The organism is Cupriavidus numazuensis (genome assembly GCF_905397435.1).
Taxonomy (GTDB): Bacteria; Pseudomonadota; Gammaproteobacteria; order Burkholderiales; family Burkholderiaceae; genus Cupriavidus; species Cupriavidus numazuensis.
On sequence record NZ_CAJPVI010000051.1, the window covers coordinates 1 to 19650 of the forward strand.

The 19650-nt window shown below is 61.0% G+C and carries 17 protein-coding genes and 2 pseudogenes; 3 read left to right on the plus strand and 16 right to left on the minus strand.

From position 1 onward, the window contains the following. Positions 1 to 100 (plus strand): annotated as a pseudogene (locus tag KHO41_RS31135) (IS5/IS1182 family transposase); the annotation flags it as partial. 685 nt (positions 101 to 785) lie between these two features. On the opposite strand, the gene KHO41_RS41410 reads toward KHO41_RS31135, so the two are convergent. The 10 genes and pseudogenes from KHO41_RS41410 to KHO41_RS31185 form a co-directional block, all read right to left on the minus strand. Further along, positions 786 to 1499 carry an RES domain-containing protein gene (locus KHO41_RS41410; protein ID WP_244874117.1) on the minus strand — a complete coding sequence of 238 codons (714 nt, stop codon included), beginning with the start codon at positions 1497 to 1499 and terminating at the stop codon, positions 786 to 788. Beyond that, a complete protein-coding gene (locus tag KHO41_RS31145) occupies positions 1499 to 2134 on the minus strand; it encodes a hypothetical protein (protein WP_211957097.1) in 636 nt (211 codons plus the stop codon). Before KHO41_RS31145 ends, KHO41_RS41410 begins: the two co-directional genes overlap by 1 nt. Further along, the gene (locus tag KHO41_RS31150; RefSeq protein WP_211957098.1) at positions 2134 to 2646 is read right to left on the minus strand and encodes a hypothetical protein; all 513 of its coding nucleotides are present in this window, start codon (positions 2644 to 2646) and stop codon (positions 2134 to 2136) included. The genes KHO41_RS31145 and KHO41_RS31150 overlap by 1 nt, the downstream gene beginning before the upstream one ends. A gap of 244 nt (positions 2647 to 2890) precedes the next feature. Then, positions 2891 to 3211 (minus strand): annotated as a pseudogene (locus KHO41_RS31155) (ISKra4-like element ISBte1 family transposase); the annotation flags it as partial. Between the two features lie 185 nt (positions 3212 to 3396). After that, on the minus strand, positions 3397 to 3669 hold the full coding sequence (locus tag KHO41_RS31160; protein WP_211957099.1) for an H-NS family nucleoid-associated regulatory protein: 273 nt from the start codon (positions 3667 to 3669) through the stop codon (positions 3397 to 3399). Positions 3670 to 3984: 315 nt separating this feature from the next. Further along, entirely contained in the window at positions 3985 to 5358 is a 1374-nt protein-coding gene (locus KHO41_RS31165) for an MFS transporter (protein WP_211957145.1), read from the minus strand. 226 nt (positions 5359 to 5584) lie between these two features. Then, positions 5585 to 6208, minus strand: coding sequence for a pyridoxamine 5'-phosphate oxidase family protein (locus tag KHO41_RS31170; protein WP_211957100.1), 624 nt, complete (start codon positions 6206 to 6208; stop codon positions 5585 to 5587). Positions 6209 to 6210: 2 nt separating this feature from the next. Beyond that, a complete protein-coding gene (locus KHO41_RS31175) occupies positions 6211 to 7575 on the minus strand; it encodes an adenylosuccinate synthetase (protein ID WP_211957146.1) in 1365 nt (454 codons plus the stop codon). A 2-nt stretch (positions 7576 to 7577) separates the two neighbouring features. Continuing rightward, positions 7578 to 8042, minus strand: coding sequence for a RidA family protein (locus tag KHO41_RS31180; RefSeq protein WP_211957101.1), 465 nt, complete (start codon positions 8040 to 8042; stop codon positions 7578 to 7580). 155 nt (positions 8043 to 8197) lie between these two features. Beyond that, complete coding sequence (locus tag KHO41_RS31185) at positions 8198 to 8980, minus strand: AraC family transcriptional regulator (protein WP_211957102.1); 783 nt, start codon at positions 8978 to 8980, stop codon at positions 8198 to 8200. A 137-nt stretch (positions 8981 to 9117) separates the two neighbouring features. Here KHO41_RS31185 and KHO41_RS31190 point away from each other — a divergent pair, with 137 nt between their 5' ends. Next, the gene (locus KHO41_RS31190) at positions 9118 to 9978 is read left to right on the plus strand and encodes an alpha/beta hydrolase (RefSeq protein ID WP_211957103.1); all 861 of its coding nucleotides are present in this window, start codon (positions 9118 to 9120) and stop codon (positions 9976 to 9978) included. Between the two features lie 142 nt (positions 9979 to 10120). Here the strand turns inward: KHO41_RS31190 and mdeB are convergent, their stop codons facing one another. After that, the gene (gene mdeB / locus KHO41_RS31195) at positions 10121 to 12856 is read right to left on the minus strand and encodes an alpha-ketoglutarate dehydrogenase (protein ID WP_211957104.1); all 2736 of its coding nucleotides are present in this window, start codon (positions 12854 to 12856) and stop codon (positions 10121 to 10123) included. A 155-nt stretch (positions 12857 to 13011) separates the two neighbouring features. Between mdeB and KHO41_RS31200 the strand changes: the two genes are divergently transcribed. Next, a complete protein-coding gene (locus KHO41_RS31200; protein ID WP_211957105.1) occupies positions 13012 to 13539 on the plus strand; it encodes an Lrp/AsnC family transcriptional regulator in 528 nt (175 codons plus the stop codon). Positions 13540 to 13924: 385 nt separating this feature from the next. On the opposite strand, the gene ltaE is transcribed toward KHO41_RS31200, so the two are convergent. From ltaE to KHO41_RS31225, 5 genes are all read right to left on the minus strand, one after another. Further along, entirely contained in the window at positions 13925 to 14977 is a 1053-nt protein-coding gene (ltaE, locus tag KHO41_RS31205) for a low-specificity L-threonine aldolase (RefSeq protein ID WP_211957106.1), read from the minus strand. Beyond that, a complete protein-coding gene (locus tag KHO41_RS31210; RefSeq protein WP_211957107.1) occupies positions 14974 to 16176 on the minus strand; it encodes an amidohydrolase in 1203 nt (400 codons plus the stop codon). The genes ltaE and KHO41_RS31210 overlap by 4 nt, the downstream gene beginning before the upstream one ends. Beyond that, positions 16173 to 17162 (minus strand): Bug family tripartite tricarboxylate transporter substrate binding protein, encoded by a 990-nt coding sequence (locus tag KHO41_RS31215; protein WP_211957108.1) that lies wholly within the window; start codon positions 17160 to 17162, stop codon positions 16173 to 16175. Before KHO41_RS31215 ends, KHO41_RS31210 begins: the two co-directional genes overlap by 4 nt. 126 nt (positions 17163 to 17288) lie before the next feature. After that, complete coding sequence (locus KHO41_RS31220; protein WP_211957109.1) at positions 17289 to 18227, minus strand: LysR family transcriptional regulator; 939 nt, start codon at positions 18225 to 18227, stop codon at positions 17289 to 17291. Positions 18228 to 18326: 99 nt separating this feature from the next. After that, entirely contained in the window at positions 18327 to 19406 is a 1080-nt protein-coding gene (locus KHO41_RS31225) for a porin (protein ID WP_211957110.1), read from the minus strand. Positions 19407 to 19650 lie beyond the last annotated feature (244 nt).

Genomic DNA, 19650 nt, shown 5'->3' on the forward strand with positions numbered 1-19650 from the left:
GTTGCGCATTCGCTTCGAACGACGTCTCGATATTCATCTGGCTCTGCTCACGCTCGCTTGCGCTGTCATCTGCTCTCGATTTGTTGAACAGTTTTGTTAGCCGTTCTTAGAGGAGAGTTCACTGAAGGGTCAGACCTCCACTGTCCGTGCTTTGCGACTAATGCTATCGCGTACTTTAGGGCCTCGTCATCAAGATGTGTGGCGCCTAGCTCGGCATGGCTTAGCCCCTCCCGATATTCAGGAATTGCCATCACCATACGATTAAGCCGCAGCAGATAGCACAGCCTAAGAAGATCCCAGAGGCCGCAGTTTCGCGCCACCTGAATCACGCGATCGATATCTTTGGTGATCTCGCTGCGAAGCTTGGCGAGGGCTCTAGATCTGTGAGTCTCACTGGTATTGGAATCAGTTTCTGTCATAGGTCTTTAAGAGCCAGCATTGGAGCTTCCCGCTCCCGTTGTGCGAAACAGGGTGAATCCACGCTTACGGCTGCGAATGCCAACCAATTTAGCCCCACTGAACGGGGGCTACTCTCCACGGCCTCGAATTGCGGACCGGCTGGGTTCCGCACTTCACCCAGCGATAGACAAATGGCCGAGATGGGTCCTGGCATGGCACCATTTGTAGACCTAGGCCCCTTCTGAGGGTCGCCTGGGATACGCCCTTATGCACTGCAGCGAATAAAGGCGTTTAGGCACACCTCATTACCCCTTTGCGCACATCAACTGAGCGCAAACGGCGTAAGGCCCGATTTTAAGCGCTGTGCCGACGTTGCCGGAGTCGGTCTAGCTTCTTCTGTCCACCGAAAATCCGCCCGCGAACGGCTCCGCGTAGAGGGGGTCAGCGCGCAACACCGCGAACTCCGTCAGCTCCGCAAACCGCGTGACGTGCACGTCGACCAGGCGGCGCCATGCCTCCAGCGAGCCGGACTGCACGGCCAGTGCCAGGTGGCTCTTGTGCTTGCGCGACGGATAGCGGAACCCGAATGGCGCGGTGTCGCCGGGAAAGCCGGCAAGCAATTCGAGCATCCGCAGCCCGAACCACTGGCACCACGCATGCTCGCCGTGGATCTGGTCGGAGATGCCCAGCTTGCTGAGCACGGAGCCATCTAGATCGAGCACCCGCACGTCCGCCCTGAGGGTGAAGGTCGCTATCAGGCCAGTTTCGGCAATACCCGGCGGGATATAGAAGGTGCCGGGCTGTGTCATGTCGTTGGTGCAGAAGCCGGATTCCCACAACGCGGTAGTGAGATCCTGGGCCGCATACATCCAGTAGGTTGCAAAACGCCCGTCCGGGCCTGCGAACTCGGCCGGCGGGCCGAACCGGTAAGTGCGCTCAACGTACGGCGGGATGACCGCGGCCGGATGCCGGACTGCGCGAAACACTTGCGTGCCGGCGGGCAGGACGATTGCGCCGCCGGCGAACGCCTGGCGCAGACGGTCTGTTGAAGGGAGGGTTACGGCAATGGGTTCAGGTGTAGCAATCTTTGGCGTCGTCATCAGCTGATCAGATCCGAACTGCGCGAGGGCAGCGCGGCCAACTGCGCGATCACCCTGCCCTGCCGCTCGTTGGCGGCTTGAGCAAGGTGACCGCGCTGCGCGGCAGAAAGCGCCACGCGCGATTCAAACGCCCTGCCCGCCAGCACCTCGGCCGGCGTCAGGTCGTCGAACGCGTCGACCGGGGTCACCCAGAACGCATGGATTTCGCTGCTCGGCAGGTCCGTCATCTGACGCAGGACCGGGGCCAGCAGCTCCGGCACCGGTGGCGCGAATTGCCAGGCTGGGAATGCGCGGCCGATCGCCTTACCGCGCGGGGTGACACAATAAAAGCGTGCATCTTCCACCGCGCGGTACAGCGTCGCCTGCGACATGGCCACCAGGCCCTGCGCAATGACCTCCGAGGGCTTCAGATATGACACGGCGAGCCGGTTCTCGACATCTGCCGCCCGCGATTCGGGGCGCCCGAGCGTTGCCGTCAGGCACTGACGCACGATCGCCATCACGCGGGCGCGCTCGCCCGCGTCGATGGTCTGCTCCAGTTGCTCGTCGATGTCGTGGACCAATTTCTCTACCAGTGGAATGCCGCCCCTCTTAGCGAACGGCTCATGGATACGCGGTGTCATATCGAACTCCATCAGATGGCAGCTTGCGGCGGTGCGATGGCGGGGTGGATGCAAGCTTCGCGATCAGCTCGCGCGCAAGACCACCTATCTTTAGCTAACGAAGTTGAAGCCAATGCCAAGACGGATTGGCAGCGCTGTGCGTGCTCGCCTTTCCACGTGAGCTTCAGCAGGTAGGTGCGATATGCCTCATTAACGGGCCGCTCTGCCTCGCCGACCTCCGCCCAATGGCCTTCGAGAGCGGCGACAACGGACTCAAGATAGCGACGGAAGGCACCCTGAGCCGATGGGGCGACTGTCAGTCCCTTTGCGCGAGCGATCCGCTCCACGGCCTTGCGTTCCGCGGGAGAAAAATGTGTGGTCTCGCTCGCAAGCCTTCTCGTCAGGGTAATTTTCTTTCGAGCGCTGTCGTCAACTTGTCCGTGACTACGCTTCAGGTACGCCAGCAGCGCACTTTTGTCCGTTACCGTCACCGGGTCATCGGTCGAAACGTGAGGTAGGCCCGCACGTTGCAATTGTTCCAGCATTGCCTCGGGCGACCGGCTCAGCTCGGCAGCGAGGGTGCAGACAGTCTCGCGATGCATATCTCTAGGAAAAGGAATCGACACCCTTACTTTACTCAATCCTCTCATCTTTCGCAAGATTCTCATTGGCGTGGAGGGTAAGGCGGTGTTTCCCCTGTGCCGATAAGCATACTTTTGGCTATCCACTTAACCGGAGTTATCCTCGGGGCATGCCAAGATAAGGAGACCGCGCCAAAATGGGGGCCGACTAAGCGGCAAGGCGGTGGTTTTCGTCCCGGGCGATGGACGGATACCATCGTTCAACGTAAGACCAGAACTGGTTATTGAGCACGGCGGTCCGGATTTGCAGGAAGTTGTGCGCGTGCCCAGGGCGCCAGGCCATCTGCTGCCGTTTGACGAATCGTTTGCTGACCACCTGGTTAACGGCCGACTCGACGAACCCTGAGGCAATGGGCTCTCCATGCCGGTAGCGGTCACCGTAGTTCACGATGAAGTGCCGGTTGTTGTCGAGGTAGACAATGAACTCCTCGAGCTTGTCGAGAAGTTTGGCCTCTTCGGGGCTGGCCTCACCATGCGTATCTCGTGACGCCACCACGCGTTGAAGTCATAAACGTAGACAAAGCCTTCGTGTTCGCGGAGATGAAAGGCGGTCAGCGGCAGTTCATTCGCCACGGCATTAGTGGGTCGTCGTGGGTTGTGTCGGTTAGCCCTCGTCGGATCGCTTTTGGTTGCGGGCCGAATGCATCGGCGGCCCTATCCCATCCGGAAAAACTCGATGCTCTGCCCCGCATTGACCGCGCGCTTGAGCCAGGACGGCATCTCGCCCTGCCCGTCCCAGGTGAGCCGTTCCGCGCTGCGGTAGCAGACCACCGGCGCCGGCGGTGCGGCCGGTGGCAGTGGGGGCGGCGGTGGCGCGAAGCACCCCGCCGCGTCGAGCTCTTCGAGGGTGAGCCCGTAGTCGTCCATCTGCGCCTGGATCCAGCGGATCGCGTCCGCCCGCGTCGCCCCGCGATCGGCAATAGACATAAGCGGGGTAATGTTAAAACTCGTAGTCCGCACCGAGCGGCCCTTCCCCGCACCGTCAACCACCACCTTTCGGTCTGCCCCATCCCGTCGCACAGCCCGTTGGCTGATTGATCGACACGATTCGGTCGGCACGGGATTTCTGGTGCGTTGATGCCATTGATAGGTCCCGCCCGTTCAGGGCGGGAAACTGCATCTTGCCAGACCGCTATTCGACTAGCACACAAAGGCGATTCCAGAATCTTGGCGCGCGTCGTCCATCACTGCGTCCAGTAGCCACCGCGCATTCCCACGCGTCAACAATGTGGTCTGCTAAAGTCACTCCGCTATGCTTTCCAGCGCCCGCCCTCGTGTTTCGATGCCGAATTTTGCAACGATAGCCGCCGCGGAGAGAAAGCACAGTGCCCCCAGCAAGAACACGCCAGCTTGACCAGCGACGGGCAGTACAAGTCCGACCAGCGTAGGCCCCAGCAGCGAACCGACGCGGCCGACCGTCGAGGCGAGCCCGCAACCGGAGGCCCGCGCACGGGTTGGATAGAGTTCGGGGGTGTAGGTATAAAGCACGGCCCACATACCGAACATGAAGAACTGCATCAACCCGCCCGACAAGAACAGCCACGTGGTGTCCGCGGCAGAGCCGGCGACCTTTCCATAGAAGAACACTGCGCAGGCACCCCCCACCAGCGTCGCGACGCATGCAGGCTTGCGCCCCCAATGCTCGACAGCGACTGCCGCGCACAGAAAGCCGGGAATGCCTCCAATGGAGATATATACGGTGTAGAGCACGGATTTGGTGACATCCATACCGGACTGCTGCAGCAGCGCGCCGATCCACGTGTTCAGGCCATAAAAACCAAGCAAGGCAAAGAACCAAAGTCCCCAGACGGTGAAAGTCCGGCCCCGATACTCGGAGGACCAGAGCACACGAATGCCAGACACTTCAGGCTCCGCATTCGCAAGCGCTGGCGCGACTTCCGGCAACGCAGCCAGCTTCAGTCCACGCATCACACGCTGTTCGATCCGGTCGACAATTGCCGAAGCCTGGTCATGCCGGCCTTTTGATTCGAGCCAGCGCGGCGACTCCGGAACGTAGCGGCGGACGACGAACAGGAACAGCGCGGGAATGGCGCCCAGCAGGAACATGGTTCGCCAGGTATAGGCGTTCAGCACGTAGTACGACATCAGGCCCGCACCGATGAAAGCGATCGGCCAGTTGCCGTCCATCAAGGCCAGGTACTTGCCGCGCTGGCGCGCCGGGATGAATTCGGACATGAGCGTCTGCGCCAATGGCAGCTCCATGCCCATGCCAAGTCCAAGCAGAAGCCGATAGGCCGCGAGAGCTTGCGGCGTGTCGGCCGTCGAGCACAGATAGCTGCCGACGCCCCAGATGATCATGCTGACCTGAAAAACCGGCTTGCGTCCGAACCGGTCGGCCAGGATGCCGGAACTCAGTGCGCCGATACCCATGCCGACGAAGCTGGCGCTTCCGAGCATGCCGGCTTGCGCGGCCGTCAAGCCGAACTCGGTACGGATCGAGCCGAGCAGGTAGGTCATCATGGCCAGGTCGAGGTTATCGAAGAAGAAGGCCAGGGCGATGATGGCGAATAGTGAACGGTGATAGCCGCACACGGGCAGCCGTTCCAATCGGTCGCCGGTGCGCACGCGCATCAGCTCGATGGGGGTGAGTTTCATAGGGTCTCCAGTCGTTTTTGTCCGGCGCTTGGGCGCGCCGGATGCAATCGATATGCGAAATGTCGCGATACCAATCGCTACTCTGGCGTGGGATGAGCGACGAGGCGCGCGCTGGAATGCCAAGATTTGTCTTGCAGATGCCATCGGAACAAACTGGTCCCCGAACAAAAAAGAGGTGCTTGCGCACCTCTCCGAACAGGACCTAGCTCAGCCGGCGTGGCTGGCTTCAGCGACCAAACCGATGTGGGTCGAAGGCTTCCACAGGCAGACCCGATAACGTTGCGCCGGCATCAAACGGATATCGCAGGTACGGCGCCTTGGGCTGGCCCGGGGGCGAGTACTGGCCATCGGCAAGAATCCGCTTCTTGGCGCTCATCTCGCGAATCTCGCATCGATAGGCAACGATCTGGCTGGCGGCACCGTCTTCGATCGGCGTGTAATCCTTCTCGGGCCGGAACTTGTCCAGGGCCTGGTACTGGTGTGCGCGCACCTCATCCGTCGTGTCGCGCAGCAACACTTCACAGCGCGCGATCACGCTGTAGTACTCGAGGCTCGTGTTCTGGCCCTTCGGTGCCTTGAGCAGTGCGATGGGGCGGTCGACTTCGATGGTGACCCGCGGGTTGGCACGGATCGCAGCCGCAAGCTTCCCGAAGCGGGAACTGTGGATTAGGAATGCATCGCCAGTGAACGTGAAGCTCTGCGCCGTGACATACGGATAGGGCGTGTCATGCACCGCGACCCGGCATATCAGTTCGTCTCGCAGAAACGCTTCAATCGCCGCCCAGTCGGTCCAGGCCAGATCCATGCGGCGCATGGAGCAATCGAGATAGGAGGGAATGGTCCCGGTCATCTTCAATCCTTGTCGGGTTGTTTCATCATCAACATCTGGTCGCGCCGGGGGCCGAGCCCGGCACCGCGCAGCGGCACCCCGATGGCGTCTTCCACCATCGCCAGGAATGCCAGCAATTCAGGAGGAACTGGCGCGTCCGCGCCCTGCGGTATCGCGACGGCGTCGAACGCCGGCAAACGGAGACAGCCGGTATCGCCCTCGCCTCCCGCTCCGACAATCAAGGGTATGGTTCCGCCCCGTGAGAACGAGAAGGCGGCGAGGCTATCGCACTTGTTGAGGTAAATCTCGTCGACGCCAGCCTGCTTCACGGTCACCCTGAGCTGGGCGAGGTCCAGCCGGCCGATACGGCGAGGCCTTCCGGTCCCGGTGCCGTACTCGTTGGACGAGATGCGCAGCGCCACGCCGAGATCGAATTCGTCGTCGCCGGCAAGAAGCGCGCGGACATCGATTCCTGCCGCCTCTTCGTCCCGGGTCAGTCCTTCTCGCGCCGCGCCGGCACAGTAGAGCTCCGATCGCTTGCCGCCGAATTCGCCGGGGAGCGGCCCATCGCCCACGCGCGACACTATCGCCTTGGCGACGCCGACGGTCTTGCGATGGTATTTGCAGGGAAGATCGCCGCCCACGTAGGCATATGAGGGCAGCGTGTGACTCGATGTAACCCATGGCTGCTGGCCATGCAGGACATCGAGCATGACCGACTGGGCGCCTTCGAACAGGACCCGGGCGCCACGCTCGACGCGGTTCGTCAGCCACAGCGGATTGTCCCTCACGAAGCCGCGGACGACTTCCCATGCGGCATGCATGCGTTTTGCGGAAGCGGAGCGCTCGGCGTGGTCGGACCACGGCGCGGCGCCGTGCATCTGCGCTATCACACCGGCAGGATCGCTTGCCAGATCCCGCAACTGAAACGCACAGCGCCCGCCGTCACGAACCCGCGCGGCAAGATCCGCATAGCATGGACCGATGCCGTTGCCGGTGGTGCCGATCTCGCGGCCATGCAGATGGTCCTGCGCGATGTGAACCGGCTGGACCACGGGACAGCGGTCGCTGATGCTGAAGCGGCCCGACAGATCGATCCCAAGCGATGCGAGCATCCCGATCTCTTTCGCCAGTTGTTCGAGACTGACAACGCAGCCTGAGCCGATATACAGCGCGACATGTGCGTGCAGTACGCCGGATGGGACTTGCCTCAGGCGCACTTCCCCGTTGGCGGTGGCAATAGTGTGACCCGCATTCACGCCGCCATTGAAGCGCGCCACGATGTCATAGTCGGCTGCGAGCAAGTCGACCACGCGCGCCTTGCCCTCGTCGCCGTACTGGAGCCCGATCAGCACATCCGCATACCCGGTCTTTGTGGGTGCGGGCATGGTCAATCGCCCAGGAGGAAGGTCGCTTCGATCTCGACAGGCGCGTTGAATGGCAGGCTGGCCACGCCCATCGCCACGCGGGCATGGCGCCCCTTCTCGCCGAAGATTTCGTTGAGCAAGCCGGACGCCGCATTGATGACCAGTGGCGCGTCATGGAACCCCGGATCCACGGCCACATAGCCGCCGATCCGAACGATTCCCTGGACCCGCTCGAATTCGCCGCCGGTAGCGACTGCGACCCAGCCCAGCAAATTGGTCAGGCAGATCCGCGCGGCGGCCTGGGCCTGCTCCAGCGAGATGTCGCCGGGAACCTTGCCGACATACTCGGCCTTGCCGCCCGCCAGCGGCAGCTGGCCTGAAACTGTCAGGAAGCCATGGTGAATCGTGTACGGAACGTACAGGGTCTTTGGAACTTCCATGACGGGCAGGATGATTCCCGCCGCCTCGATGCGCTCAAGAACTGACATGCTGATAACTCCACGATAGAGAGGTGAGCTGACGTCACGCGCCAGGCGCGGCGAACGTCAGTCCCTTGACTGTGCCCCATGGTGGAATCGAGGATCGGCGCGGCAACGCCAGTTGCTGTCGCGCAGATGCCAAGTTCTTCAAGCGCCGGCGCGATTCACCCGGCCGGCACTTCTCTGAAGTACTCGGTCGGCGACATGCCCAGTGCGCGGCGGAACATCGCGCTGAATGCACTGGGACTTTCATAGCCCAGTTGCAGCGCGATGTCCGTGACGTGGCATCCCTCGGCCAGCAGCCGCACGGCTGCCATCAGTCTTGCCTGCTGCTTCCAGCGACTGTAGGTGAGCCCGGTCTCTTCGGGAAAGAGGCGGATGATGGTGCGCTCGCTCGCGCCGATGGACTTACTCCACTCCTGCACCGATGTTTCGTTGGCGGGATCTTCGAGAATTCGTTCGCAGATCTTTGCCAGCCGCTGGTCCGTGGGCATCGGAAGATGAAGAGGCACCACAGACAGGGGCCTCAACTCCTGCAATAGCAGCTTGACGACGAGGTCGTCACGGCCCTCGTCGTATTCCACTGGCATGCTCACAACCTCGGAAATCAGCTCCCGCAGCAGCGGCGGCACAGCAACGACGCAGCACGTCTGCAACTCCTTCGGAATCGCGTCTTCGCGAATGTAGATGGTACGCATCTCAACGTCGCCGCATGCCTGCATGGCATGGCTTACATTGCATGGCACCCAGACAGCGCGCTGCGGAGGCACCACCCAGCAGCCATAGTCTGTTGACACCGAGATCGCGCCAACGTAGGCATAGATGAGTTGCCCCCGGGGATGAGAATGCGTGTCGATGTAGAAGCCGTTCGCGAGCTTCCTTGCCATGCCACCGACTGGCCGGTGGATCGCCTGATAGTCATCCCGATTTTCACTCTTTCCAAACATGGCGTCTCCGCGATAGTGCTTGGCATCTCCTGGCGCGCTGGGCGTCACACAGAAACGTACCTTTGTCAGGCGCTAGCGCGCTTCGTAACGTCAAAGGGGAAATCGCAGAAGCGGTTCCACCGTCTGGAGTGAATTTAATGTCAGTGTACCGAAACTTCAATCAGGATGAACTGGACAAGCAGTACAACGTCAGGGCCGGAATACCTGACTTTCAGGCCATCTTCCATCGATGGGCGAAGGTCAGTGAAGCGTTTCGCGGCGCGCACAGTGTCAAACAAGACCTGGCGTACGGGCCGAACGAAAAGCAGTCGCTGGACTTCTTTCCCGCAGCGACCAAGGGCCGTCCGTTGCTGGTCTTTATCCACGGCGGCTACTGGCAGTCGCTGGACAAATCGGACTTCAGCTATGTGGCCGCGCCTTACCTGAAACGCGATATCAACGTCGCGGTTGTCAATTACCGCCTGGCACCGGACGTCGGCATGACGGAGATCGTTCGCGACAATCGCGAAGCCGTTGCGTGGCTGTATCGTAACGCGTGCGACCTCGGTGATTTTGACTCCAACAGGATCTTTGTATCCGGACACTCCGCGGGCGGCCATCTGACGGCCATCCTCGCGGGCACGGACTGGGCCGACTTTGGCGCGCCATCAGATGTCCTCAAGGGCGGTTGCGCAATCAGTGGTCTGTATGATCTTGAGCCGATCCGACTCTGCTACCTGAACAAGGTCGTGCAACTGACGCCGGGCGAAGTTGCGGCCTTCAGCCCCGCTCTGCATCTGCCCAAGGTCAGACTGCCGATGATTCTCACGGTCGGAGGGGACGAATCCGCCGAGTACCACCGGCTGCAAGCCGAGTATCAGTCATTGCTGGAAGCCAGCGGCTTCGATGTCAGCATCGTCGAACAAAGGGGTGGACACCACTTCGATGCCGTGGACCTGCTCGGCGATGGTGATGGGTCGCTAGCTGCCGCGGTAATTCGTATGATTGAATGCGCTTGAAAAGATCAACGACACGCGGCGTGACAGATTCAGGCTGCCAGTGAGCGCGGAATGGGGCGGCAGCCGCTCCCCGATCCGGAGAGCGGTTGCAGGCGCATCGAGGCGGCGCGCTCCTCATCCCGCGCGCCACCCTGATGACCGATCAGGACTGCCAGGAGGCCGCCTGGCTGGCACCCCGTTTGCCATAGCGCTCGCGCGCGTGCTTGACGATATCGCTGTCAATGGCACCGTCGTCTTCAAGCGCCTTGAGCGCAGCCAGCGTGATGGACACACGATCGACCTCGAAAAACTCCCGCAGGGCCTGACGCGTATCGCTGCGACCAAAACCATCGGTCCCCAGCGTGACGTAGCGCCGAGGCACGAACGCGCGAATCATCTCTGGCAACGCACGGACGTAGTCCGTCACGGCAACCACCGGGCCGCTCGCTTCCTGAAGCACGCGTTGGATGTAAGGCTTTTCGGCTATTTCGCCATAGCGCTCGAGCCGCTCGCTGGCAATGCCGTCACGATGGAGTTCGGTGAAGCTCGTCACGCTCCAGACGCCGGCCTGGATCGACCAGTCTTCCTGCAACATCTTCTGGGCGGCGATCACTTCGTTCAGGATGGCGCCCGAGCCAAGCAATTGCACCTGGGCGCTCCCCTGCGCCGTGGCAGTACCGGCGGACATGCAGTAGATGCCCTTGACAATGCCCTCGCGAATCGCGTCGAGCCCGCCGTCAGGCAGCGCCGGCTGGGCGTAGTTCTCGTTCATCACCGTGACGTAGTAGAAGACATCGCGCTGTTCCTCGACCATCTCGCGCATGCCCTGGTCAACGATGGCGGCCACTTCATACGCGAACGCGGGGTCGTACGCCCGGCAATTCGGAATGGTCGATGCGTTGAGATGACTGGTGCCGTCCTGGTGCTGCAACCCTTCTCCGCCGAGCGTGGTCTTCCCGGACGTCGCGCCAATGAGGAAGCCGCGCGCCCGCTGGTCCGCTGCCGCCCAGATCAGATCCCCGATGCGTTGGAAGCCGAACATCGAGTAGTAGATGTAGAACGGCAGCATCTGCAGGTCATGCACGCTGTAGGACGTAGCCGCTGCAATCCACGAGGAGATGGCGCCCGCTTCGGAGATGCCCTCTTCCAGGATCTGGCCATCGGTGATCTCGCGGTAGTACAGCATCGAACCCATGTCCTCCGGCTCATACAGCTGACCTTGCGGTGAGTAGATGCCGACCTGGCGGAACATGTTTGCCATCCCGAAGGTGCGCGCTTCGTCGGCGACGATCGGGACCACGCGCGGCCCGAGCTTTTCGTCCTTGAGCAGCGTGGTCATCATCCGCACCAGGGCCATCGTCGTGGACATCTCGCGACCGCTGTCGTCCAGTGCAAAGCCCGCCCACTTGCCAATGTCCGGGACCGGGAGAGACGCCGTAGACATGCGGCGACGGCGTGGCAGGAAGCCACCGAGTGCGGCGCGCTTTTCATGCAGATAGCGCATTTCGGCACTGTCTTGCGCCGGCTTGTAGAACTTCAGCGCTTCCACTTCCGCATCCGAAAGCGGAACGCGGAAACGGTCGCGGAATGCCTTCAGGTCGTCGGTATCGAGCTTCTTCTGCTGGTGCGTCGTCATGCGGCCCTGGCCCGCGGCGCCCATGCCATAGCCCTTCATGGTCTTCGCGAGAATCACCGTGGGCTGGCCGCGATGGGCAGCGGCCTGCGCATACGCCGCATAGAGCTTGCGCACGTCGTGCCCGCCACGGCGCAGCCGGTCGATGTCCGCATCGGTCAACTGCGCGGCGAGCGCGGCAAGCTCCGGATTCTGGCCAAAGAATCGCTCGCGGTTGTAGGCACCGTCGTTCGCGGAGAAGGTCTGGAACTGGCCGTCGACGGTGTGCGCGAACGCGCGCAGCAATGCGCCTGACTTGTCGCGCGAGAAGAGCGGATCCCAGTCGGAGCCCCACACCACCTTGATGACATTCCAGCCGGCGCCAATGAAGTGCGCCTCCAGCTCATCGATGATCCGGCCGTTGCTGCGCACCGGGCCGTCCAACCGCTGCAGGTTGCAGTTGATGACGAACACCAGATTGTCGAGACGTTCACGGGAAGCCAGCGAGAGTGCTCCCATCGACTCCGGCTCGTCCATTTCGCCGTCGCCGAAGAACCCCCACACCTTGCGGCCTTCGGTATCCGCCAGCCCGCGCGCAGCCAGGTAGCACATGAAGCGGGCCTGGTAGATGGCGTTGATGGGGCCAATGCCCATGGAGCCGGTCGGGAACTGCCAGAAGTCCGGCATCAGCCACGGGTGGGGATACGAGCACAGCCCCGGTGCGCCAATCTCCCGGCGATAGTGTTCCAGGTGCTGCTCGCTCAGGAAGCCTTCCAGATAGGCGCGCGCATAGACCCCCGGAGACGAGTGCGGCTGGAAGTACACGAGGTCTCCGGTGCCCGCTGCTCCGTCCGGCCTGCCTGCGCGGAAAAAGTGGTTGAAGCCGACTTCGAACAGATCCGCCGCCGATGCGTAGCTGGCGATGTGCCCGCCAAGCTCCCCATAGGCGCGGTTAGCGCGGACGACCATCGCCAGCGCATTCCAGCGCAGCGCGCAGGCGATTTTTTCCTCCAACTCCAGGTCCCCCGGGTAGCGAGGCTCCTGGTCGGCGGCAATGGAATTCCGATAGGGCGTGATCTGGGGCCGGTTCGAAGTCACCCCCATGGAGAGCGCATGCTCGGACAGACGGTCCAGCAAATACTGCGCACGATCTTTGCCAACCTGCCGCACGACCCCATCGAGAGCATCCAGCCATTCCGTCGTCTCCTGCTGGTCAGCGTCGTTCGTATCGACTCTCTGCAATCCTGCAAGGCCCGAAATCTGGCGTTCACTGGACATGTCCGTCATTGCATCACTCCTCCGTCTTCAATCTCTGCTGGCCTCCAGAACTGGAGACAATCCTACGCCTGCCGATCGAGAAAAAGCGTCTCAATTGCGTCTTTCCCAGACTTGCGATAGGCTACTTTTTCCGAATTTCGATCCAATTCAGGAATATTTGTACTGTGACCACTTCAAGCAGGCATCTTGATCGCACTGACATCGCCATCCTGAGCCAATTGCAGAAGGACGCGCGAATCACAAATGCCGATCTGGCCCGTGCCGTCCATCTTTCGCCCACACCCTGCTTCAACCGGGTTCGCGCCCTGGAAAGGCTGGGCGTGTTCAAAGAGCGGGTAACTTTGCTCAACCCCGAGCCATTGGGACTGCACATCAACGTCTTCATCCAGGTCAGGCTGGAAAAGCAAGGCGAAGAGGCGCTGCTCAGCTTCGAACGCGCGATTGCCGAGCGACCCGAGGTGATGGAGTGCTACCTGATGACGGGCGACGCCGACTACCTGTTGCGAGTCGTCATGCCAGACATGAAGACCCTGGAGCGCTTCATCGTGGAACACCTGACCAAGATTCCAGGAATCTCCAATATCCGGTCGAGCTTCGCGCTCAAGCAGGTGCGCTACAAGACAGCCCTGCCCTTGCCGACCGCGGGCCTCACATTGGCGGAGCCCGACAGCTCTGACATCGAATGGACGTAGTGGGAGCAAGCGCAAGATGAACTCGCCCGGACAGCAGGGTCCTCTATCGAAATGCAGAACTAGCGGTACGTCGGTGCGCATCTGCGCGTCGACGTTGATGAAGCCGCGATCGGTCAAGGCCACGCGGCCTTCTCGACACCGATGCGCATTCCGTTCGGCGAACAGCCCACGTTCAACGCACGCTCGCCGTTGCTGAACACGCTGTCGCGATGATCGGGGCAGGCACCGACTACGGCGGTCCGCAACCCACGCACACGCTTTCGGCAGTTGCACTCCACCTTCACGCCAACTTGAGGGAGATCATCCGAGGATCGGTAGGCGGGGTCACCGTACAATGACCCCGGGTACATCGTCTCATTCGAGGTCGAAGCATCGAGTTGGAGGACTATGATTTCTTAAAGAAATTACGGATAGTCTGAATCGCATGCGCGATATCGACTTCATCCACGTCCATGTGGGTTACCAATCGCAGGCGCTGGTAATGGCCAGTCGCGGCAATGCCGGCGCTCCCGAGTGTCCGGAGCAACTCCGAAGAGCGCTCTTGAGCCGTCCCCTGCAATTCCAGAAACAGGATGTTCGTGTCGGGGCGTTCAACCTGCACCCCATCAATGTCAAGAAGGCCTTCGTAGAGCAGCATTGCCAGCCGATGATCCTCCGCCAGCCGCGCGATATTGTGATCCAGCGCGTAGAGTGCCGCCGACGCCAGGATGCCAGACTGGCGCATTGCACCACCACAGAGCTTTCGAATCCGCTTGGCCCGCTTGATGAAATTGGCATTGCCGCACAACGCACTGCCGGCAGGGGCACCAAGCCCTTTGCTGAAACACACCGAAACCGTATCAAAGTGCGACGCAATGCGCCGCGCTTCGAGGGTCGGCGTAGTCCCGCTCCGCTCAGCCTGTGCCACCGCGGCGTTGAAGAGGCGGGCGCCGTCCAAATGCGTGGCCAAGCCACACTCAGTGGCCAGCAAGGTCGCCGCATCCAAATATGGCAATGGCAACATCTTTCCACCGATCGTATTCTCAAGAGTCAGCAGCCGGGTGATCGCATGATGTTCATTGTCAGGCTTCACCGCTTCGCGGAGACGGGCGAGCAAGAGCGTTCCGTCCGCCTCATGTTCAACGGGCTGCGGCTGCACTCCCCCTAGCACTGCGGCGCCGCCGCCCTCCCAGCGATAGCAATGCGCGTTCTGCCCGACGATATACTCGTCGCCCCGACCACAGTGCGCGAGAATCGCGCACAGATTACTTTGCGTACCGGTCGGAACGAACAGCGCGGCCTCGAAGCCAAGAATCGATGCTACCCGCTCCTGCAGTGCATTGACGGTGGGGTCCTCGCCATATGTGTCATCGCCGAGCGGTGCCCGCAGCATTTGCTCGTACATGGCGGGCGTAGGCCGTGTGACGGTGTCGCTCCTGAGGTCAATCAGCTTGTTCATTCAACACCAAACCTTCCTTCCAGTTCCTTGTTGACGATCGAAATCCAGTAGGCAATGCCGAAAGGCAGGGCTTGATCGTTGAAGTCGTAGTGCGGGCTATGCACGTTGCCCCCGCCGTCACCGGCATGACGGTCATTTCCGATCAGGATGTAGGCGCCTGGCCGTTCGAGCATCATGCTTGAGAAGTCCTCACCAGCGGTGACGCGCTGCATATTGTCGTTCACTGCCCCCGCGCCGACCACATCGATGGCCGCCGCTACGGCAATATCGGTTGCCCCGGCGTCATTGATAAGCGGATCAGCAAGCCACCAGGTCTCGACTTCCGCCTGCGCGCCTTCCGTGCGAGCGAAGATTTCCGCATGTTCGCGTATCCGCCTGTCAATGAGTGCCTGTATCTCAGGAGTGAATGCGCGCATCGTTCCACCGATCTCGATCTCGGCCGGGATAACATTGAGCGCATTGGGATTGCCTCCGCCAACGTATCCAACGCTTACGATCGCTGTCTCCAGCGGCGGTACATTGCGTGCCACGATGCTCTGAAGCCCGAGGAGAAAGTGCGCGGCAACAAGGCCAAGATCAACCGAGGTGTGCGGACTTGCCCCGCCATGCCCCCCCGAGCCGGTAAAGCGCACTCTGAAGCGGCCCGATGCCGCCATCATTTCGTGCTTGCGAATACCGAAGGTGCCCAGCGGCAGTGTGGGATAAGTGTGCATGCCAAAGATCCGCTCGCACGGAAACCGCTCAAACAGCCCTTCTTCCAGCATGGCTCGTGCACCACCGCGGCCTTCTTCGGCCGGCTGGAAGATTAGATGCACGGTTCCCGCGAAATCCGGGCTGGCGGCGATCGCTTGTGCCGCGCCAAGCAGCATGGCCGTGTGTCCGTCATGACCACACGCGTGCATGACACCCTGCCGGCAGGACACGTGCGCGAAGCCGTTGAATTCGCACATGGGCAGCGCATCCATATCGGCACGCAATCCAATCGTCTTGCCGCCTCCCCGTCGCCCCCGAATAGTGCCGACCACCCCAGTCTTGGCAAGACCTTCGACCACATCGATACCCCACTCACTGAGTTTCGACGCAATCAGCGCCGCGGTACGCGTCTCTTCGAAGCCAAGCTCCGGGTTCGCATGTATGTCGCGACGAATGGCTGTGATCTCTTCGATGTTTCGCCGGGCGATTTGCAGAAGCGGACTCATTGCGGGCCCTCCCGCCTATCCAGCTTGAGGCGCGACACGATCGCGCGCATGCGCGATTGCGCATCGCGGACAACGTCACCGAAGCTTGCCTGTTCGGCCACTGTAGCCGGCACAATCTGCGCCAACTTCAATTGCTTGATAACTTCCTGGTCCGCGAGCATCCCCTGCAAGGTCGAAGAGATCCGCTTTGCCACCTCGGGCGGCGTCCCTCTAGGTGAAAAAATACCAACCCATCCACCCTGATCGATACCCGTAAGGTATTTGCTTTCATTAAGAGTCGGGATCGATCCGGCCAACTCGCTGCGCTTCAGGCTCGCGGTGCCATAGACTTGAACGTTCCCGGTCTGCAGGTAGTCGCGGATGGTCGCCGGCGCCACGAGCGCGAGATCCACCTGCCCGCCAAGCAGATCCGTAATCTGAGCGGAACCGCCGCGATAAGGCACGTGCAGCATCGACGTCCCACTTTTGGCCTGGATGTCCTCCATGATCAGATGCTGGATCGAGCCAATACCGGACGTTGCATAGGTCAATCTACCCGGATGCTTGCGCGCATACTCGATTAGCTCGTCAGTGGATCGGGCCGGCATGCCCTTTCGGCCGACAAGGACGAAGGTTGACTCTCCCAGTTTCGCCACGGGCATCAGGTCGTTCGGCTTGTACTTCACCGCGGCGTTGACCATCGGCGCGAGCACCGTCTCATTGACGGTTCCCAGCAACAGGGTATAACCGTCGGCACTGGCCCGGGCAACCTTCGCCGCTCCTATGGAGCCGCTGCCGCCGCCTAGGTTCTCCACCACGACAGGTCGACCCAGCGCCTTGCCGAGTGGAATGCTGACTACCCGGGCAACGGCATCAACCGAGCCGCCGGCGGGGTATGGGACCACGAGTGTGATCGGCTGACTGGGATACGGTTCTGGCGTAGCGGCATGGCCATGAATGGCAGCCAGACACGTAAGCACGGAGGCAAGACGGAAAATCCTGTTCATTCTTCGGCGCGGATGAAAGTGGATACGAGCCACAATCTTGCCTTTCCGCCAGAACGCCGACAAATAAGATCGCCGACCAGGGCATTCCGTACGCTTATAGCTTGGGGATTGGCAGCGCCCCGCTGGCTACGGATTCTCGGCGGCAAAGCGGCAGAGAAATGCTTTCAGCATCATCGCGGCTTCTCCAAGCTCTTCCAAAAGGTTCAACACACCTACGGGTTGGAACGCTGGCATATCGGCAACGTCCAGCAGCACCAGCTGCCCTAGCTCAACCATATGCCGCACGATGCTGAATGGCGTCAGCATGAGCAAGGCTTCGCTCTGGAGTTGCGCTAGCGTCATATCGAAGGAGCGCGTTTTGAGTTTCCGATACTCCGGCTCCGTACCGTGCCTAACCATGAGCTCGTCGAAGATCCGCCGGGCTTCTGTAGACGGGTGCGTTAGAAGCCATACCTCTGTCGCCAGCTCCTCGAACTGGAACGGTCCGCGATGCGCCAATGGATGAGCCGGCCCACAAACTACCGCCATGCGATCTCGGAACAACTCCGAGAACTCCCAGCCTTCCGGCACGATCTCCGGCGGCCGGCAGAGCATCAGGTCAATCTTCCGGTGGGAAATCAGGGCACTCGATTGGGCGGCATTGGCCTCCTGCAATTCGATCATGACGTCAGGCCTGGCGCGACTGAACGCTGGCAGCGCGCGAACGAGAAAGCCAGAAATCGCTGCTTGAATAGCGCCGACCCGGGCGATACCCAGTGATTCTTTGCGACGGAACGCCACGAATTCCGTGCCCTCTTCAAGCGCCACCAAGGCTTGGCGCATGAACGGAAGCAGTTCCTGTCCGACCGCCGTCATCCGCATGCCTCGCGCATGTCGGTGAAACAGTGTGCATTCCAGCAGTTGCTCCAGGTCCGCTATCAGGTTTGTGATCGCCGGCTGCGTCATGCCGACAGCCTCTGCAGCACGGTTCGCGCTGCCCAGTTCCGCCACCGCGACAAAAGCTTGCAAATGACGAAACCGCGCCCCAGACATGAGGCGCGCATAAAAGACCTTGGGGGATTGCATGGACAGTTGCACAACGGCGGGGTAGGTATAGCGAGATGCTATACCGTCTCGCGGACCGGGCCAAGACGGCATTGGTTCTCCCCCGCGCGGCAAGACGCGTCAGAAGATGTGCTTCATGCCAATACGAGACAAGAATTGATTCTGGCTCGAAGAGGCGCCAATCAGATAGATAGAAGCGACCGTCCCCGGGCCGCTGGCACGTTGTGCTGCCAGCTCCAGGTAAACGTCAGTGCGCTTCGACAAGAAGTAGTCGACGCTGAAATTTGCCATATACCAGCGGGATTGCTCGAACCTGTCGGTGGACAGCTGTCCTGCCATCAGCACGGAAGGTGATACCTGGTAGGTGGTTCCAATCCGCAGCACCTGGTCTGAAGAGCTGGCGTGCCCCAGTTTGAGCAAAGTGTTGGTGTAAAGAATTGAAGGCGTCCAGGCTCCCAGCTTGTACTTGACTCCAACGCCGAAAATGCGCTGCTTATCGGCAGTCAGGATAGTGGACGATTGCACTGGCACACCCAGCATCGTACTAACCCCCAAACGGCCGGCACGAATGATGGCGCCATTGATATCCGTCATGACCGCAATTGCCGAAAAATCATCGTTGTTGTACTGGACGTCAGTACTGATCGCGCGGCCTTGATTGGTTGTCAGAACTCCGGCAGCTTCACCGAAGGCATAGGTAGCGCCAAACGTGAGCCCGCCAAGGTTCGTGCTCCGATATTGGACTGCATTGTTCAGCCGCTCTCCGGCGCCCCGGTCCAGATTGGCGTTCTGAGCGCTGTAGATACCGCAATTCCAGCAAGGGAAGTAGGGAATCATCAAGACAGTGGAATCGTACTGCCGTCCCAGCGTCAGGCGCCCCAGTTCCTTGTCGCCAAGACCGACATAGGCTTGCCTGCCGAATAGAAGACCACCCTGGCCCAAGGTCCCGGTGTCGCTCGAGTATCCGTTTTCAAGCTTGAGGAGCGCCGATACGCCGCCTCCCAAGTCTTCGACGCCGGAAAATCCAAGGGCGTTGGCCCTGCTGATGCCATCCTGCATCTGGACTGTCGAGTGTCCCCCAAGGTTGTTCACATACGTAATTCCGCTGTCGATGTTCCCGTAAATAGTGACCGATGCTGCTGCCTGGCCGCTGGCGCAAATCGCCGTCGACGCAGCCCAGGATAAAACAATGCGTCTCAAAGCTGTCTCCCCATATCTAATAAGTGTGTGACGCGTAAGACCCATTACATCAAGCCAGCGTCGGCGGCCGGAAGATTCGCTTGCCGCAGGCTCATCTCGATCGCCCTTCCGCGCGGCAAAACTGGTAGTTGTCCGGGCAGTTGGGCGCTCTGGCGGCCTGGGGCTACAGCGCGAATGGGCAAGGCAGATTCTTCCGTGCCGAGGTTTGGGAGACAAATAAGAATGGCCGGTGCGGCATCAGAGA

What these genes read in the sequence shown, in the direction of transcription:
- KHO41_RS41410 (WP_244874117.1), bottom strand. Translation starts at nt 1,499, where the DNA reads ATGACGACGCCAAAGATTGCTACACCTGAACCCATTGCCGTAACCCTC.
- KHO41_RS31145 (WP_211957097.1), bottom strand. Translation starts at nt 2,134, where the DNA reads ATGGAGTTCGATATGACACCGCGTATCCATGAGCCGTTCGCTAAGAGG.
- KHO41_RS31150 (WP_211957098.1), bottom strand. Translation starts at nt 2,646, where the DNA reads ATGCTGGAACAATTGCAACGTGCGGGCCTACCTCACGTTTCGACCGAT.
- KHO41_RS31160 (WP_211957099.1), bottom strand. Translation starts at nt 3,669, where the DNA reads ATGTCTATTGCCGATCGCGGGGCGACGCGGGCGGACGCGATCCGCTGG.
- KHO41_RS31165 (WP_211957145.1), bottom strand. Translation starts at nt 5,358, where the DNA reads ATGAAACTCACCCCCATCGAGCTGATGCGCGTGCGCACCGGCGACCGA.
- KHO41_RS31170 (WP_211957100.1), bottom strand. Translation starts at nt 6,208, where the DNA reads ATGACCGGGACCATTCCCTCCTATCTCGATTGCTCCATGCGCCGCATG.
- KHO41_RS31175 (WP_211957146.1), bottom strand. Translation starts at nt 7,575, where the DNA reads ATGCCCGCACCCACAAAGACCGGGTATGCGGATGTGCTGATCGGGCTC.
- KHO41_RS31180 (WP_211957101.1), bottom strand. Translation starts at nt 8,042, where the DNA reads ATGTCAGTTCTTGAGCGCATCGAGGCGGCGGGAATCATCCTGCCCGTC.
- KHO41_RS31185 (WP_211957102.1), bottom strand. Translation starts at nt 8,980, where the DNA reads ATGTTTGGAAAGAGTGAAAATCGGGATGACTATCAGGCGATCCACCGG.
- KHO41_RS31190 (WP_211957103.1), top strand. Translation starts at nt 9,118, where the DNA reads ATGTCAGTGTACCGAAACTTCAATCAGGATGAACTGGACAAGCAGTAC.
- mdeB (WP_211957104.1), bottom strand. Translation starts at nt 12,856, where the DNA reads ATGACGGACATGTCCAGTGAACGCCAGATTTCGGGCCTTGCAGGATTG.
- ltaE (WP_211957106.1), bottom strand. Translation starts at nt 14,977, where the DNA reads ATGAACAAGCTGATTGACCTCAGGAGCGACACCGTCACACGGCCTACG.
- KHO41_RS31210 (WP_211957107.1), bottom strand. Translation starts at nt 16,176, where the DNA reads ATGAGTCCGCTTCTGCAAATCGCCCGGCGAAACATCGAAGAGATCACA.
- KHO41_RS31215 (WP_211957108.1), bottom strand. Translation starts at nt 17,162, where the DNA reads ATGAACAGGATTTTCCGTCTTGCCTCCGTGCTTACGTGTCTGGCTGCC.
- KHO41_RS31220 (WP_211957109.1), bottom strand. Translation starts at nt 18,227, where the DNA reads ATGCAATCCCCCAAGGTCTTTTATGCGCGCCTCATGTCTGGGGCGCGG.